The organism is Pseudomonas sp. NPDC089534 (genome assembly GCF_044749305.1).
Taxonomy (GTDB): domain Bacteria; phylum Pseudomonadota; class Gammaproteobacteria; order Pseudomonadales; family Pseudomonadaceae; genus Aquipseudomonas; species Aquipseudomonas ekonensis.
In genome coordinates this window covers 13,872-29,147 of record NZ_JBIVHR010000078.1, presented here as the reverse complement: position 1 = coordinate 29,147, position 15,276 = coordinate 13,872, and the positions used below count along the sequence as shown (strand labels likewise).

General features: G+C 65.9%; 19 protein-coding genes. 17 read left to right on the top strand and 2 right to left on the bottom strand.

Features of this window, described 5'->3' with window-relative positions:
* From ACIP0B_RS21275 to ACIP0B_RS21240, 8 genes are all read left to right on the top strand, one after another.
* The coding region (locus ACIP0B_RS21275; protein WP_400835745.1) for a chemotaxis protein CheW at nt 1–427 on the top strand (427 nt) is incomplete at its 5' end.
* 49 nt (nt 428–476) lie between these two features.
* A complete protein-coding gene (locus tag ACIP0B_RS21270; protein WP_400835743.1) occupies nt 477–1,613 on the top strand; it encodes a chemotaxis response regulator protein-glutamate methylesterase in 1,137 nt (378 codons plus the stop codon).
* Entirely contained in the window at nt 1,613–2,353 is a 741-nt protein-coding gene (locus tag ACIP0B_RS21265; protein ID WP_260522706.1) for a flagellar motor protein, read from the top strand. Before ACIP0B_RS21270 ends, ACIP0B_RS21265 begins: the two co-directional genes overlap by 1 nt.
* 15 nt (nt 2,354–2,368) lie before the next feature.
* Complete coding sequence (motD, locus tag ACIP0B_RS21260; protein ID WP_217893120.1) at nt 2,369–3,259, top strand: flagellar motor protein MotD; 891 nt, start codon at nt 2,369–2,371, stop codon at nt 3,257–3,259.
* 43 nt (nt 3,260–3,302) lie between these two features.
* On the top strand, nt 3,303–4,091 hold the full coding sequence (locus ACIP0B_RS21255; protein ID WP_400835740.1) for a ParA family protein: 789 nt from the start codon (nt 3,303–3,305) through the stop codon (nt 4,089–4,091).
* A gap of 105 nt (nt 4,092–4,196) precedes the next feature.
* Nucleotides 4,197–5,168, top strand: coding sequence for a CheW domain-containing protein (locus ACIP0B_RS21250; protein ID WP_400835738.1), 972 nt, complete (start codon nt 4,197–4,199; stop codon nt 5,166–5,168).
* Between the two features lie 88 nt (nt 5,169–5,256).
* Nucleotides 5,257–5,742, top strand: a complete 486-nt coding sequence (locus ACIP0B_RS21245) for a chemotaxis protein CheW (RefSeq protein WP_085577785.1) — start codon at nt 5,257–5,259, stop codon at nt 5,740–5,742.
* On the top strand, nt 5,743–6,138 hold the full coding sequence (locus tag ACIP0B_RS21240; protein WP_400835736.1) for a DUF2802 domain-containing protein: 396 nt from the start codon (nt 5,743–5,745) through the stop codon (nt 6,136–6,138).
* Between the two features lie 69 nt (nt 6,139–6,207).
* Here ACIP0B_RS21240 and ACIP0B_RS21235 read toward each other — a convergent pair whose 3' ends face one another.
* Both ACIP0B_RS21235 and ACIP0B_RS21230 read right to left on the bottom strand, forming a co-directional pair.
* Nucleotides 6,208–6,537 (bottom strand): EscU/YscU/HrcU family type III secretion system export apparatus switch protein, encoded by a 330-nt coding sequence (locus ACIP0B_RS21235; RefSeq protein ID WP_400835734.1) that lies wholly within the window; start codon nt 6,535–6,537, stop codon nt 6,208–6,210.
* A complete protein-coding gene (locus tag ACIP0B_RS21230; protein ID WP_400835732.1) occupies nt 6,534–8,114 on the bottom strand; it encodes a flagellar hook-length control protein FliK in 1,581 nt (526 codons plus the stop codon). The genes ACIP0B_RS21235 and ACIP0B_RS21230 overlap by 4 nt, the downstream gene beginning before the upstream one ends.
* A 197-nt stretch (nt 8,115–8,311) precedes the next feature.
* On the opposite strand from ACIP0B_RS21230, the gene ccmA reads away from it, so the two are divergent.
* The 9 genes from ccmA (at nt 8,312) to ccmI (ending at nt 15,260) form a co-directional block, all read left to right on the top strand.
* Nucleotides 8,312–8,947 (top strand): cytochrome c biogenesis heme-transporting ATPase CcmA, encoded by a 636-nt coding sequence (gene ccmA / locus ACIP0B_RS21225; RefSeq protein ID WP_400835730.1) that lies wholly within the window; start codon nt 8,312–8,314, stop codon nt 8,945–8,947.
* A complete protein-coding gene (gene ccmB, locus ACIP0B_RS21220; RefSeq protein ID WP_400835728.1) occupies nt 8,944–9,612 on the top strand; it encodes a heme exporter protein CcmB in 669 nt (222 codons plus the stop codon). The genes ccmA and ccmB overlap by 4 nt, the downstream gene beginning before the upstream one ends.
* A gap of 76 nt (nt 9,613–9,688) precedes the next feature.
* Entirely contained in the window at nt 9,689–10,444 is a 756-nt protein-coding gene (locus ACIP0B_RS21215; RefSeq protein ID WP_400835726.1) for a heme ABC transporter permease, read from the top strand.
* A complete protein-coding gene (gene ccmD / locus ACIP0B_RS21210) occupies nt 10,441–10,617 on the top strand; it encodes a heme exporter protein CcmD (protein WP_192560104.1) in 177 nt (58 codons plus the stop codon). Before ACIP0B_RS21215 ends, ccmD begins: the two co-directional genes overlap by 4 nt.
* Nucleotides 10,614–11,069, top strand: a complete 456-nt coding sequence (gene ccmE, locus ACIP0B_RS21205; protein ID WP_400835724.1) for a cytochrome c maturation protein CcmE — start codon at nt 10,614–10,616, stop codon at nt 11,067–11,069. Before ccmD ends, ccmE begins: the two co-directional genes overlap by 4 nt.
* A gap of 3 nt (nt 11,070–11,072) precedes the next feature.
* Nucleotides 11,073–13,061 (top strand): heme lyase CcmF/NrfE family subunit, encoded by a 1,989-nt coding sequence (locus tag ACIP0B_RS21200; RefSeq protein WP_400835722.1) that lies wholly within the window; start codon nt 11,073–11,075, stop codon nt 13,059–13,061.
* A complete protein-coding gene (locus ACIP0B_RS21195) occupies nt 13,058–13,594 on the top strand; it encodes a DsbE family thiol:disulfide interchange protein (protein WP_085577777.1) in 537 nt (178 codons plus the stop codon). The genes ACIP0B_RS21200 and ACIP0B_RS21195 overlap by 4 nt, the downstream gene beginning before the upstream one ends.
* Nucleotides 13,591–14,061, top strand: coding sequence for a cytochrome c-type biogenesis protein (locus tag ACIP0B_RS21190; RefSeq protein ID WP_400835720.1), 471 nt, complete (start codon nt 13,591–13,593; stop codon nt 14,059–14,061). Before ACIP0B_RS21195 ends, ACIP0B_RS21190 begins: the two co-directional genes overlap by 4 nt.
* On the top strand, nt 14,058–15,260 hold the full coding sequence (gene ccmI, locus ACIP0B_RS21185; protein ID WP_085640263.1) for a c-type cytochrome biogenesis protein CcmI: 1,203 nt from the start codon (nt 14,058–14,060) through the stop codon (nt 15,258–15,260). The genes ACIP0B_RS21190 and ccmI overlap by 4 nt, the downstream gene beginning before the upstream one ends.
* Nucleotides 15,261–15,276: the final 16 nt, after the last annotated feature.

Below are 15,276 nucleotides of genomic sequence, written 5' to 3'. Positions count from 1 at the left end.
CACCTTGGCGAACATGACGACCCAGAGGGTGATGCTCTGCAACAATCAGTTCGCGTTCCCGAAGAAGAAAGACACCGAGATCTTCCACCTCGACCTGTCGACCACCAACGTGGTGGACGGCCAGGAAGTGGTGATCGTGCGGGACAAGGCGCTGCCGCTGTTCTACCTCAAGCGCTGGCTGGTCAGCTCCGCCGCTCACGAAGAGCCGCGCGAGGGCCATGTGGTGATCCTCTCGGTGGGCACCCAGCGGATCGGCTTCGTCGTCGATCAACTGGTCGGTCAGGAAGAGGTGGTCATCAAACCGCTGGGCAAGATGCTTCAGGGGACTCCGGGCATGTCCGGCGCCACCATCACCGGTGACGGCCGCATTGCGCTGATCCTCGATGTCCCGAGCATGCTCAAGCGTTACGCCGCACGGCGCATTTGAATCCGGTGCAGCGGGGCGGTGACGCCCCGTTGCTCCTAATGGAGTGTTTATGGCAGTCAAAGTCCTGGTGGTGGACGATTCGGGTTTTTTCCGCCGCCGCGTCTCGGAAATTCTTTCGGCGGATCCGACCATCCAGGTCGTCGGTACGGCGACCAACGGTAAAGAGGCGATCGAGCAGGCTCAGGCCCTCAAGCCCGATGTGATCACCATGGACTACGAGATGCCGATGATGGACGGCATCACGGCCGTGCGGCACATCATGCAGCGCTGCCCGACCCCGGTGCTGATGTTCTCCTCGCTGACCCATGAAGGCGCCCGGGTGACCCTGGATGCGCTGGATGCCGGCGCGGTGGATTTCCTGCCGAAGAATTTCGAAGACATCTCCCGCAACCCGGAGAAGGTCAAGCAACTGCTGTGCGAGAAGGTGCACAGCATCTCGCGCAGCAACCGTCGTTTCAGCGCCTACAGCGCACCGGCGCCGGCCGCTGCGCCGACGCCTGCGCCTGCTCCGGCGGCGTCCAGCTTCAGCAGCCACAGCACCAGCGCACCGGTTCGTCCGGCGCCTGCACCTGCGCCTGCACGCGCGCCGGCGGCCAGCGCTTCGTCGCCGGCCCCCAAGCGCAAGGCCTACAAACTGGTCGCCATCGGCACCTCCACCGGCGGCCCGGTGGCCCTGCAGCGGGTGCTCACCCAGCTGCCGGTCAACTTCCCGGCGCCGATCGTGCTGATCCAGCACATGCCGGCGGCGTTCACCAAGGCCTTCGCCGAGCGCCTGGACAAGCTGTGCCGCATCAGCGTCAAGGAAGCCGAGGACGGCGACATCCTGCGTCCCGGCCTGGCGCTGCTGGCCCCGGGCGGCAAGCAGATGATGATCGACGGCCGCGGTGCGGTGAAGATCCTGCCGGGCGACGAGCGCCTGAACTACAAGCCGTGCGTGGACATCACCTTCGGTTCCGCCGCCAAGTCCTACAGCGACAAAGTTCTGGCGGTCGTGCTGACCGGCATGGGCGCCGACGGCCGTGAAGGTGCGCGCCTGCTCAAGCAGGGCGGCAGCACCGTCTGGGCCCAGGACGAGGCCAGCTGCGTGATCTACGGCATGCCGATGGCCATCGTCAAGGCCGACCTCGCCGACGCGGTGTACGGTCTGGACGACATCGGCAAGCACATCGTCGAGGCGTGTATCTGATGGATGTTCTAAGCCTTATCGGGATCATCATGGCGTTTGTCGCCATCATCGGCGGCAACTTCCTTGAGGGCGGCCACCTCGGCGCGCTGGCCAACGGCCCGGCGGCGCTGATCGTGCTGGGCGGCACCATCGGCGCCGCGCTGCTGCAGTCGCCGATGAGCGCCTTCAAGCGCGCCATGCAGATCCTGGCGTGGATCTTCTTCCCGCCGCGGGTCGACCTGGCCGGCGGCATCGACCGCGTCGTCAACTGGAGCCTCACCGCGCGCAAGGAAGGCCTGCTGGGGCTTGAAGGCGTGGCCGACGCCGAACCCGACGCCTATTCGCGCAAGGGCCTGCAACTGCTGGTCGACGGCGCCGAGCCGGAAGCGATCCGCAGCATCCTCGAGGTGGATTTCTACACCCAGGAAGCCCGCGACGTCGAGGCGGCCAAGGTGTTCGAAAGCATGGGCGGCTACGCGCCGACCATCGGCATCATCGGTGCGGTGATGGGCCTGATCCACGTGATGGGCAACCTGGCCGATCCGTCGCAGCTGGGCAACGGCATCGCCGTGGCGTTCGTCGCCACCATCTACGGCGTGGCCAGCGCCAACCTGGTGCTGCTGCCGATCGCCGCCAAGCTCAAGTCAATCGCGCTGCGGCAGTCGCGTTATCGCGAAATGTTGTTGGAAGGGATCCTGTCGATCGCCGAAGGTGAAAACCCTCGCTCTATCGAGCTGAAGCTTCAGGGCTTCATGGATTGATGGGGGTAATGGACTATGGCTCGTCGCCGGCAGCATGAAGAACACGTCAACCACGAACGCTGGCTGGTGTCCTACGCGGACTTCATCACCTTGCTGTTCGCGTTCTTCGTGGTCATGTACTCGATCTCGTCGATCAACGAAGGCAAGTACAAGATCATTTCCGAGGCGCTGATCGGGGTCTTCACCGACGCCGACCGCGCGCTCAAACCCATCCCCATCGGTGATGAGCGACCCAAGACCGTGACCCCGGCCAAGCCGCTGGTCAAGGACTCGGAGCAGGTCGACGCCGGCATCGCCGGCGCCAGCGACCCGCTCAAAAGCATCGCCGACGACATCAGCGCCGCGTTCGGCGACCTGATCGCCTCCAACCAGATGACCGTGCGCGGCAACGAGCTGTGGGTCGAGATCGAGCTCAACTCCAGCCTGCTGTTCGGCAGCGGCGACGCGATGCCGAGCGATGTGGCGTTCAACATCATCGACAAGGTCGCGGCGATCCTCAAACCGTTCGACAACCCGATCCACGTCGAAGGCTTCACCGACGACCAGCCGATCCGCACCGCGCAGTACCCGACCAACTGGGAGCTGTCCTCGGCGCGTTCGGCCAGCATCGTGCGCATGCTCGCGATGCAGGGCGTGAACCCCGGCCGGATGGCGTCGGTGGGCTACGGCGAATTCCAGCCGGTGGCCAACAACGCCACCGCCGAAGGCCGGGCGAAGAACCGCCGCGTGGTGCTGGTGGTGTCGCGCAACCTGGACGTGCGCCGCAGCCTGACCGGCACCGGCACCGCCCATGCGACGCCGGACGCGGCACTGAAGCGGGCTGGCACACAAACTGCACCGAACCCGGCCAAGACGTCGGGACGCGAGAGTGCCGTCAATTCTCCGTCACCCGCATTAATACGCTGAGCTATGTCTCGGCCGGGCATCCCGGCCGGGTGGAACGAACCGAATGAGAGTCTGGGCAGTCGCCAATCAAAAGGGTGGTGTCGGTAAAACCACTTCCTCCATCGCTTTAGCCGGGTTGCTGGCCGAGGCGGGCAAGCGCGTGGTCGTGGTCGATCTCGACCCCCACGGCTCGATGACCAGCTATTTCGGTTACGACCCCGACAGCCTGGAACACAGCAACTACGACCTGTTCCTGCACAAGGGCAGCGTGCCGGAGGGCCTGCCGGGCCAGTTGTTGCTGTCCACCAGCGATGAACGCATTTCCCTGTTGCCGTCCAGCACCGCGCTGGCCACCCTGGAGCGCCAGTCGCCGGGGCAGAGCGGGCTGGGCCTGGTGATCGCCAAGAGTCTGGCGCAGCTGTGGCAGGACTTCGACTACGCCATCATCGACAGCCCGCCGCTGCTCGGCGTGCTGATGGTCAACGCGCTGGCCGCCAGTCAGCAACTGGTGATCCCGGTGCAGACCGAACACCTGGCGGTCAAAGGCCTGGAGCGCATGGTCAACACCCTGGCGATGGTCAACCGTTCGCGCAAGCAGGCGCTGCCGTTCAGCATCGTGCCGACCCTGTTCGACCGCCGCACCCAGGCGTCGATGGGCACCTTGCGCATCCTGCGCGACAAGTTCCCCGAGGAGATCTGGCAGGGCTACATCCCAGTCGACACCCGCCTGCGCGACGCCAGCCGGGCCGGCGTCACGCCTTCGCAGTTCGACGGCAAGAGCCGCGGCGTGCTGGCCTACCGCGCGCTGCTCAAGCACATGCTGGCGCAGCAGTCCGTTGCGCAGGTGGCGTGACATGACCCTGACCCGTCCGCCTCTTTTCGATTCGCACCTCACCTGCGGGAGCGGGCTTGCCCGCGCAGCAGGCGACGCGGTGCCCCTGTCGGGCGATGTCCGCCGATGAACCGCCCGATCAAGCTCACCACACGCCCGCAGCAGGCGTTGCAGTCCTATCTGGACGGCCTGCTGCAGGACGTTCCCGAGGCCCTTGAGGCACCGGCCGAAGCGTTGCCGCCGGTGCCGGAAAACGCCGCCCTCGATGAGTTCCAGGCCGCCGTGCTCGAAGAGCAGGCCCGCGATGCCGAGAAGGCCGCCAGCGTTTCGGCGCCGGCAGCCGCCCCGAAAGCCGCAGCGGTGAGCAAGCCGCCGGTCGCGCTGCTGGAGGAGCCGGAGCCGCGTGCGCCGCTCTCGACCCTCGCGCCGCTGTTGCAGACACGCCTCTTGCAGCCGGCGACCCTGCCGGCAGAGCCCGAGCCGGAACCTGCGCCGGCACCGGTCGCGGCGTCTGCCGAACCGACGCCCGCCGAACCGACGCTCGTCGCGCCGCTGGTCGAAGTGCACCTGCCGCCGAGCAACACACCGCCGCCGGCCGACACCGACGGCCGTCCGGCCTGGGCGTCCGAGGCCTTCGAATGCCTGCTGTTCGACGTCGCGGGCCTGACCCTGGCGGTGCCGCTGGTGTGCCTGGGTTCGATCTACTCGCTGGCCGGCCACGACCTGACGCCGCTGTTCGGTCAGCCGGAATGGTTCCTCGGCATCCTGCCGAGCCAGTCCGGCAACCTGAAGGTGCTGGACACCGCGCGCTGGGTCATGCCCGACCGCTACCGCGACGACTTCCGCCAGGGGCTGCAATACGTGATTTCGGTCCAGGGCTACGAATGGGGCCTGGCGGTGCATCAGGTCAGCCGCTCGTTGCGTCTGGATCCGAACGAAATCAAATGGAGAAGTCATCGAGGTCAGCGGCCATGGCTCGCCGGCACGGTGATTGAGCACATGTGTGCACTGCTGGACGTTTCCGCGCTGGCTGAGTTGATCGCCAGTGGCGGGGCAAAACACATGAGCGGCAGCAAGCCACTACACAAACCGGCGTAGCTGCCGACATAACAAGCATGCGACGGCGTTATTGAAATGCCGCCAACCGAACACACACCGCCAGAGGCGGTTTTTTGAGGGGTCAGGTATGAGTAATCAGGCGACGAATGCAAAGGGTTCTGAAGATCCGATCCTGCAATGGGTGACCTTCAAGCTCGACAACGAGACCTACGGCATCAACGTGATGCGCGTCCAGGAAGTCCTGCGCTACACGGAAATCGCTCCGGTGCCGGGCGCGCCGAGCTACGTGCTGGGCATCATCAACCTGCGCGGCAACGTGGTGACCGTGATCGACACCCGTCAGCGCTTCGGCCTGATGAGCGGCGAAGTCAGCGACAACACCCGTATCGTCATCATCGAAGCCGACAAGCAAGTCGTCGGCATCCTGGTCGACAGCGTGGCTGAAGTGGTTTACCTGCGCCAGTCGGAGATCGAGACCGCGCCGAACGTCGGCAACGAAGAGTCGGCCAAGTTCATCCAGGGCGTGTGCAACAAGAACAACGAGTTGCTCATCCTGGTCGAGCTGGACAAGATGATGACCGAAGAAGAATGGTCGGAACTGGAGAACATCTGATTGATTCTCGAGGTAGCGGTCATTGTCCTGTTCCTGTTCTGGGCGGGCACGCTGGCGATGTTTCTGGCGTACATCAAGGCGCAGCGGCTGATCGCTGCGCAGCAGGCCCAGGGCGATGCGCTGCGTGACCAGCGCATCAAGGAGTTGGCCAAACGTGTCGACGACTACCAGAACGGCAACGTGCGCATGGGCGAAGACCTGCACGAGCTGCGCGCGGTGGTCAGTCCCTTGCCGGACAAGATCTCTCAGTTGGAGCAGCGCGATCCGTCCAGCCTGTCGTTCGCCCAGGCGGCGAAACTGGTCGGCATGGGCGCCAGCGTCGACGAACTCACCCAGTCCTGCGGCTTGACCCAGGCCGAGGCGGAGTTGATGAGCAAGCTGCACAGAAGCAGCTGAGAGTTTCGAGCTTCAAGCGGCAAGCAGAATCAAAAAAACCGCAGTTTATGACTGCGGTTTTTTTTGCCTTCAGTAATCGTCGCCGCGTTCGGTGACGTCCTTCTCGATCATTGGCGCCTGCGGGTCGAATCCCTGCGGGAACTTGCCCTTCAGGTTCCAGGCAAACGCAATGATCTCGGCGATCGTCAGGTACAGCTCCTGCGGAATGCTGTCGCCCAGTTCCAGGCGCGCCAACAGCCGCACCAGCTCCGGGTTCTCGTAGATCGGCACCTCGTAGTCGCGGGCGATGCGCAGGATTTCTTCGGCCAGTTCGTCATCGCCCTTGGCGGTGAGGGTGGGGGCGTGGCTGCCGTCGTACTGGAGGGCGATGGCCTGGCGGGGAGCGGTGGAATCGTTCATGCGGTTTCGTCGACCCAGCGGTGTTCGAGGCGGGTTTGGTTGCCTTGCGGCGGGGTGCCGAGGTGGCAGTCGAGGTCGCCGACGTTGAGCCCGGCGTCCAGCAGGCGCTGGCGCAGCGCGTGCAGATGGCTTTCGATGAGCTCGGCGGTGTAGGGCCGTTCGGCCCACAGCTGGCTCGACAGGCTGCCGCCGGTGAGTTGCGCCTGGACCTGCAGCGGGCCCAGCGGATCCAGGTCGAAGGCCAGGTCGACGCGCCACAGCGGCTGCTTGCGTTCGCGGTCGTTGTCCCGGCGTTCGTCCGGTTGTTCCTTCTCGGGCGCTTCTTCACGCTGGAGCTTGACTTGCAACGGCACGATGTCCTGCAGGTTGCGCATCGGAATTTCCAGTTGCCAGGTGCTCAGCAGCCGGCCGTCGTCGGTCAGGCCGGTCTGCTCCAGGCTCGACAGCTGATGGCTTTGCAGGCGGGAGACGGCGGCGGCGGCCAGGCGCAGCAGCTGTTCCAGATCGCCTTCACCTTCCAGGCTCTGCAGCAGCCGTTCGGGCAGCGGGAAACCGCCCGGCACGGGTTTGGCGCTGACCTGGCCGAGGGTGCCCAGCGCGTTGCGCACGAAGCTCGGCAACGCCTGCGCCAGGGTGTTGGCGGCGATGATCGCGTTGAGGCTGGTGTTGTTCGGCAGGCCCGGCGTGAGCTGCGCGATCAGCTTGAGCAGATCGCCTTTCATGTCCGGCGTCAGCGTCGGGTTCTGCCCGGCCAGCAGTTTGGCTTCGAGGAATGCGCCGCTGTTGGCCAACGCCTGGGCGAGGCCTTTGGGGGTGCTCAGTTGCTGTGCGTCGGGCAGGGCGGCGAGCAGTTTGCCGACGGCGGCCCGCAGGTCGGCCGAGGTCTGGTCCGTGGCCGGCGGCAGGTCCTGCAGCATTTTCAGCAGCCCGTCGAGGGAGCCTTGGCGGCTCTGCTGGCTGGCCAGTTGCTGGCTGACCGCGAGCTGGTCCTGGCGGCTGCTCATAGGCAGGAATTTCAGGGTCTGCGCGTCCTGCACCAGCGCCGACAGCAAGGTGCCGATGCGCAACGGTTGGGGACTGTCCAGGGTCAGGGTGGTGCCGCGCAGCGCCGTGTTCAGCAGCGTGACCAGCGAACGGTACACCGTCGGCTGCCCCGGCGCCTGCGGCAGGGCCTGGGCGGTCAGCACCTTGCCTTGCAGCAGCGTGCCGGCCGGCAGTTGCGCCGTGTCGATGCGGGTGAGGGCGGCGACGCTGCTGGCGATGGCCTGCTGCACCGTGATGGCCAGGTTGCCCGCCGAGGTCTGCACGACCGCCAGGCTGGTGCCTTGGGGAAACGGCTGGCCGCTGGTGGCCTGCACCGTGGTCTGGCGGCCGCTGTCCAGCGTCACCTTGAGCAGCAGCTCGAAGGTCTGGTCCGTCTGCTTGAGCGACAGCACCTCGGCCCTCGCGCTCTGACCGGCGGCGATCAGCCCGTCCACCGGCGTCAGCAGCTTGAGCAGCTCGCCGCTGATCACCTGGGGACGGGCCGTCACCGGGGGCGTTTGCGGCATCGGGAGAATGTTCATTTCGCCTGTCATACGCGGACACAACCTGAGGAAAATGCGCTCTTTGGAGTAAGGCACGGCATGTATAATGCCGCCCGTCTTTCGCTTCGTTCAAAAAACATTGCAATTGTTTGACGCAGCTCTCTAGATCAGGCCGTCATTGCATCTATGCTGCAACTCTTTAACGGCCGCCCCAGAGCCGACTTGAACCGTATAAGGCCCGTGAACCCTTGACCAGTCCTGTCCTGCAAACCGTTGCCCTCGCGTGCGAGCGAGACCTGCGGCTTCTGTTCGAAAATCTCGATTTGAGACTGGCCAGTGGCGATATGGTGCAGATCAGCGGTCCCAACGGCAGCGGCAAGACCAGCCTGTTGCGCCTGCTCGCCGGCCTGATGCAGCCGACCGGCGGTCAGGTCCTGCTCAATGGCCGTCCGCTGGCCGAGCAGCGCAGCGAACTGGCGCGCAACCTGCTGTGGATCGGCCATGCCGCCGGCATCAAAGACCTGCTCACGCCGGAAGAGAACCTGGCCTGGCTCTGCGCCCTGCACCGGCCCGCCCCCAAGGAGGCGATCTGGCAGGCCCTGGCGGCGGTCGGATTGCGCGGTTTCGAAGACGTTCCCTGCCATAACCTGTCCGCCGGCCAGCAGCGCCGCGTGGCCCTGGCGCGCCTGTACCTGGACAGCCCGCCGCTGTGGATCCTCGACGAACCCTTCACCGCCCTCGACAAGTCGGGCGTGGCGCAGCTCGAAGCGCACCTGGCCGGGCACTGCGGGCGCGGCGGCCTGGTGGTGCTGACCACCCACCACACGCTGGGACTGACGCCGGTCGGCTACCGCGACATCGATCTGGGGAATTGGGCGGCATGAGTGTGTTCGGACTGCTGGTCGCCCGCGAATCCCGCCTGCTGTTCCGCCGCCCGGCGGAACTGGCCAATCCGCTGATTTTCTTCGCCATCGTCATCGCGCTGTTCCCGCTGGCCGTCGGCCCGGAAACACAAGTGTTGCAAAACTTGTCCCCGGGGTTAGTCTGGGTGGCGGCGCTGTTGTCGGTCCTGCTCTCGCTGGACGGGCTTTTCCGCAGCGATTTCGAGGACGGCTCCCTGGAACAGTGGGTCCTTTCGCCGCACCCCCTGCCTCTTCTGGTACTGGCCAAGGTGCTGGCACACTGGCTGTTCTCGGGGCTGGCACTGGTTTTGCTCTCTCCCTTGCTGGCATTGATGCTCGGCCTGCCGACCGCCTGTCTGCCGGTGCTGTTGCTCTCGTTGCTGCTGGGAACACCGGTGCTGAGCCTGCTCGGTGCGGTGGGCGCGGCGCTGACGGTGGGGTTGAAGCGGGGCGGGCTGCTGCTGGCGCTGCTGATCCTGCCGTTGTACATCCCGGTGCTGATCCTGGGCAGCGGCGCCTTGCAGGCGGCGTTGCAGGGCATGCCGGCGACCGGTTATCTCCTGTGGCTCGGCAGCCTGGCCGCCCTGGCGATCACCCTGACACCCTTTGCAATAGCGGCTGGCCTGAAGATCAGCGTCGGCGAATAATGATGAGGTCTGATCAAAATTTGATCAGCAAAGACCCAGGCCCTTCACAGCGAAGGGCACCCGTGATGGAAACAGTATGAACTGGACCTGGTTTCACAAGCTCGGCTCGCCCAAGTGGTTTTACGGCATCAGCAGCAGAATGCTGCCGTGGCTCGGCATTTCGGCGGTGTTGCTGATCGCCGTCGGCGTCGTCTGGGGGCTGGCCTTCGCGCCGCCGGACTATCAGCAAGGCAACAGCTTCCGCATCATCTACATCCACGTGCCCACCGCGATGCTCGCTCAGTCGATCTACGTGATGCTGGCGGTGTGCGGGGTGGTCGGGCTGGTCTGGAAGATGAAGCTGGCCGACGTCGCCCTGCAGTGCGCCGCCCCCGTCGGCGCCTGGATGACCGCCGTGGCGCTGGTCACCGGAGCGATCTGGGGCAAGCCGACCTGGGGTTCGTGGTGGGTCTGGGACGCGCGCCTGACCTCGATGCTGATCCTGCTGTTCCTCTATTTCGGTGTGATCGCCCTGGGCAACGCCATCAGCAACCGCGACAGCGCCGCCAAGGCCTGCGCCGTGCTGGCCATCGTCGGCGTGATCAACATTCCGATCATCAAGTACTCGGTGGAGTGGTGGAACACCCTGCACCAGGGCGCGACCTTCACCCTCACCGAAAAACCGGCGATGCCGGCCGAGATGTGGCTGCCGCTGCTGCTGACGGCACTGGGCTTCTATTGCTTCTTCGGCGCGGTGCTGCTCATGCGCATGCGTCTTGAGGTGCTCAAGCGCGAAGCCCGCGCCAGTTGGGTCAAAGAAGAAGTGCAGAACAGCCTGGAGGCCGCCCGATGAGTTTCGCGTCATTCGGCGATTTCCTCGCCATGGGCCATCACGGCCTGTATGTCTGGTCGGCCTACGGCATCTGCCTGGCGGTGCTGGCCCTCAACGTCGCGGCGCCGGTCCTGGCCCGCAAGCGGTATCTGCAACAGGAGGCGCGTCGTCTGCGCCGGGAGAACGGCAAGTGAATCCGCTGCGCAAGAAACGTCTGATCATCATCCTGGCGATCCTGGTCGGGGTCGGCGCCGCCGTCGGCCTGGCCCTGAGCGCCCTGCAGCAGAACATCAACCTGTTCTACACCCCGACCCAGATCGCCAACGGCGAAGCGCCGCACGACACGCGCATCCGCGCCGGCGGCATGGTCGAGCAGGGCTCGCTGCAACGTTCCCCGGACTCCCTGGACGTGCGCTTCGTCGTCACCGACTTCAACAAGTCCGTGACCATCACCTACCGCGGCATCCTGCCGGACCTGTTCCGCGAAGGGCAGGGCATCGTCGCCCTCGGCAAGCTCAACGCCGACGGCGTGGTGGTGGCCGATGAGGTGCTGGCCAAGCACGACGAGAAATACATGCCGCCGGAAGTGACCAAGGCCCTGAAAAACAGCGGCCAGTCGGCGCCGGCACCGGCGAAGGAGGGCTGAACCTTGACGTCCGCGATCTTCATTCCCGAACTCGGCCACCTGGCCATGATCCTGGCGCTGTGCCTGGCGCTGGTGCAGGCGGTGGTGCCGCTGCTCGGCGCCTGGCGCGGCGACCGCCTGTGGATGGGCCTGGCCCAGCCGGCGGCGTGGGGCCAGTTCGCGTTTCTGCTGTTCGCCTTCGGCTGCCTGACCTACGCGTTCATGACCGACGACTTCTCCGTGGCCTACGTCGCGATGAACTCCAACAGCGCCTTGCCGTGGTACTACAAGTTCAGCGCCGTGTGGGGCGCCCACGAAGGCTCGCTGTTGCTGTGGGCCCTGATCCTCGGCGGCTGGACCTTCGCGGTGTCGGTGTTCTCCCGGCAATTGCCGCAGGTCATGCTGGCCCGCGTGCTGGCGGTGATGGGCATGATCAGCACGGGCTTCCTGCTGTTCCTGATCATCACCTCCAACCCGTTCTCGCGGATCCTGCCGCAGGTGCCGGCCGACGGCCGCGACCTCAACCCGCTGCTGCAGGACATCGGCCTGATCGTCCACCCGCCGATGCTGTACATGGGCTACGTCGGCTTCTCGGTGGCCTTCGCCTTCGCCATCGCCGCGCTGCTCGGCGGTCGGCTGGATGCGGCGTGGGCGCGCTGGTCGCGGCCGTGGACCATCGTCGCCTGGGCGTTCCTGGGCATCGGCATCACCCTCGGGTCGTGGTGGGCCTACTACGAGCTCGGCTGGGGCGGCTGGTGGTTCTGGGATCCGGTGGAAAACGCCTCGTTCATGCCGTGGCTGGTGGGCACGGCCCTGATCCACTCGCTGGCCGTCACCGAGAAGCGCGGCGTGTTCAAGAGCTGGACGGTGCTGCTGGCCATCGCTGCGTTCTCCTTGAGCCTGCTCGGCACCTTCCTCGTGCGTTCCGGCGTGCTGACCTCGGTGCACGCGTTCGCCTCGGATCCGGAACGCGGCGTGTTCATCCTGATGTTCCTGCTGTTCGTGGTCGGCGGTTCGCTGACGCTGTTCGCGCTGCGGGCGCCGGTGGTCAAGAGCCAGGTCGGCTTCAACCTGTGGTCGCGGGAAACCCTGCTGCTGGGCAACAACCTGATCCTGGTCGTCGCGGCCTCGATGATCCTGCTGGGCACCCTGTACCCGCTGATTCTCGATGCGTTGAGCGGTGCCAAGCTGTCGGTCGGCCCGCCGTACTTCAACGCGTTGTTCATCCCGTTGATGGCGTTGCTGATGGTGGTGATGGCGGTCGGGGTGATCGTGCGCTGGAAGGACACGCCGGTGAAATGGCTGGCGGGCATGCTGTCTCCGGTGCTGCTGGGCAGCGTCGGCCTGGCGGTGGTGGCCGGCGTGGCCTACGGCGATTTCAACTGGGCGGTGCTGGCCACGTTCCTGCTGGCTGCCTGGGTGTTGTTGGCCAGCGTGCGCGACATCTTCGACAAGACCCGCCACAAGGGCCTGATCAAAGGCTTGCCGAGCCTGACCCGCAGCTATTGGGGCATGCACCTGGCGCACGTGGGCATCGCCGTCTGCGCCCTGGGCGTGGTGCTGTCGAGCCAGAACAGCGCCGAGCGCGACCTGCGCCTGGAGCCGGGCGAGTCGATGGAGCTGGCCGGCTACCGGTTCGTCTTCGAGGGCGCCAAGCACTTCGAGGGGCCGAACTTCACGTCCGACAAGGGCACCGTCCGCGTCCTGCGCGACGGCAAGGAAGTCAGCGTGCTGCATCCGGAGAAACGCCTGTACACCGTGCAGAGTTCGATGATGACCGAAGCCGGGATCGACGCCGGCTTCACCCGTGACCTCTACGTCGCCCTGGGCGAGCCGCTGGGCGACGGCGCCTGGGCGGTGCGGGTGCACGTCAAGCCGTTCGTGCGCTGGATCTGGTTCGGCGGGCTGCTGACCGGTCTGGGCGGCGTGCTCGCGGCGCTGGACCGGCGCTACCGGGTCAAAGTCAAAAGCCGGGTGCGTGAAGCGCTGGGCATGGAAGGAGCCGCTGCATGAGACGTTGGTTGATGCTGGTGCCCCTGGCGGTGTTCCTGCTGGTGGCCGTTTTCCTTTACCGCGGCCTGTACCTGGACCCTGCGGAACTGCCGTCGGCGATGATCGGCAAGCCGTTCCCGGAGTTTTCCCTGCCGGCGGTGCAGGGCGACAAGACCCTGACCCGCGCCGACATCCTCGGCAAGCCGGCCCTGGTGAACGTCTGGGGCACGTGGTGCATTTCCTGCCGGGTCGAGCATCCGGTGCTGAACAAACTGGCCGAGCGCGGCGTGGTGATCTACGGCATCAACTACAAGGACACCAACGCCGACGCCCTGAAGTGGCTGGCCGAGTTCCACAATCCGTACCGCCTCGACATCCGCGACGACGAAGGCTCCCTGGGCCTGAACCTCGGTGTGTACGGCGCGCCGGAAACCTTCTTCATCGACGCCAAGGGCATCATCCGCGACAAGTTCGTGGGGGTGATCGACGAGCAGGTCTGGCGGGAGAAACTGGCGGCCAAGTACCAGGCGCTGGTCGATGAGGCCACGCCATGAAGCGCTGGATCGCCGCCGCCGTCCTGGGCTTGAGCCTGGCCGGCGTGGCCCACGCGGCCATCGACACCTACCAGTTCGCCAAGGAAGCAGACCGCGAGCGTTTCCGCGAACTGACCAAGGAACTGCGTTGCCCCAAGTGCCAGAACCAGGACATCGCCGACTCCAACGCGCCGATCGCCGCCGACCTGCGCAAGGAGATCTTCCGCATGCTCGGCGAGGGCAAGGACAATCAGCAGATCATCGACTTCATGGTCGACCGCTACGGTGATTTCGTCCGCTACAAGCCGGCGCTCAACGCCAAGACCGCGCTGCTGTGGTTCGGCCCTGCCGGGCTGCTGCTCGGTGGCCTGGCGGTGATCGCCGTGATCGTCCGCCGCCGTCGCGGACAACGCGCCGAAACGCCGTCCTCGCTGTCCGCCGAAGAGCGTCAGCGCCTCGACCAACTGTTGGATAAAAACCAAGAATGATTGATTTCTGGCTCGCCGCAGGGCTGTTGCTTCTGGTCGCCCTGAGTTTCCTGCTGATTCCCGTGCTGCGCGGCCGCCGTGCCCAGCGCGAGGAAGACCGCACCGCCCTGAACGTCGCGCTGTACCAGGAACGCGTGGCCGAACTGCAGGCGCAGCAGGCCGAGGGTGTGCTTGACGCCGCCCAGATGGACAGCGGCCGCGCCGAAGCGGCCCGTGAGCTGCTGGCCGACACCGAAGGCGTGGCGCCGGCGCGGGTTTCCCGCCTGGGCAAGCCGTTGCCGCTGCTGGCGGCGGTGCTGGTGCCGGTGCTGGGCCTGGGGCTGTACCTGCATTTCGGTGCCAGCGACAAGGTCGAGCTGACCCGGGAGTTCGCCCAGGCGCCGCAGTCGATGGAAGAGATGACCCGGCGCCTTGAACGCACGGTGGAGGCGCAACCGGATTCGGCCGAAGGCCTGTACTTCCTCGGTCGCACCTACATGGCCCAGGACCGACCGGCGGACGCGGCGAAGATGTTCGAGCGAACGGTCAACCTGGCCGGGCGTCAGCCGGAGCTGCTGGGCCAATGGGCCCAGGCGCAGTATTTCGCCGACGGCAAGAAGTGGTCGGACAAGGTCAAGGCCCTGACCGACGAAGCGCTGAAGGCCGATCCGAAGGAAGTCACCAGCCTCGGCCTGCTGGGCATCGCCGCCTTCGAAGGCGAGCGTTACCAGGAAGCCATCGATTACTGGAACCGTCTGCTGGCGCAACTGCCGCCCCAGGACAAGTCCCGAGAAGCCCTGCAGGGCGGCATCGACCGCGCCACCGAGAAACTGGTGGCCAGCGGCGGCAAGGTCGCCCAGGCGCCGGCGCCGAAGGCGGCCGCACGGCTCAAGGTCAGCGTTGCCCTGGCCAGTGAGCTCAAGGGCAAGGTGCAGCCGGGCGACAGCGTGTTCATCTTCGCCCGCGCCACTTCGGGCCCTCCGGCGCCGCTGGCGGCCAAGCGCCTGACCGTCGCGGACCTGCCGGTGACCGTCGAGCTGGGCGATGCCGACGCGATGATGCCGCAGTTGAAACTGTCGAACTTCCCTGAAGTCCAACTGGTTGCGCGCGTTTCCCGTGCCGGTCAACCGACGGCGGGAGAGTGGGTCGGCCGCAGCCAGCCATTGGCGAGCAGCACCACCGCGCCGCAGACACTGACCATCGACAGCCCGGACAAATAGGCCGGACAACCTCAGG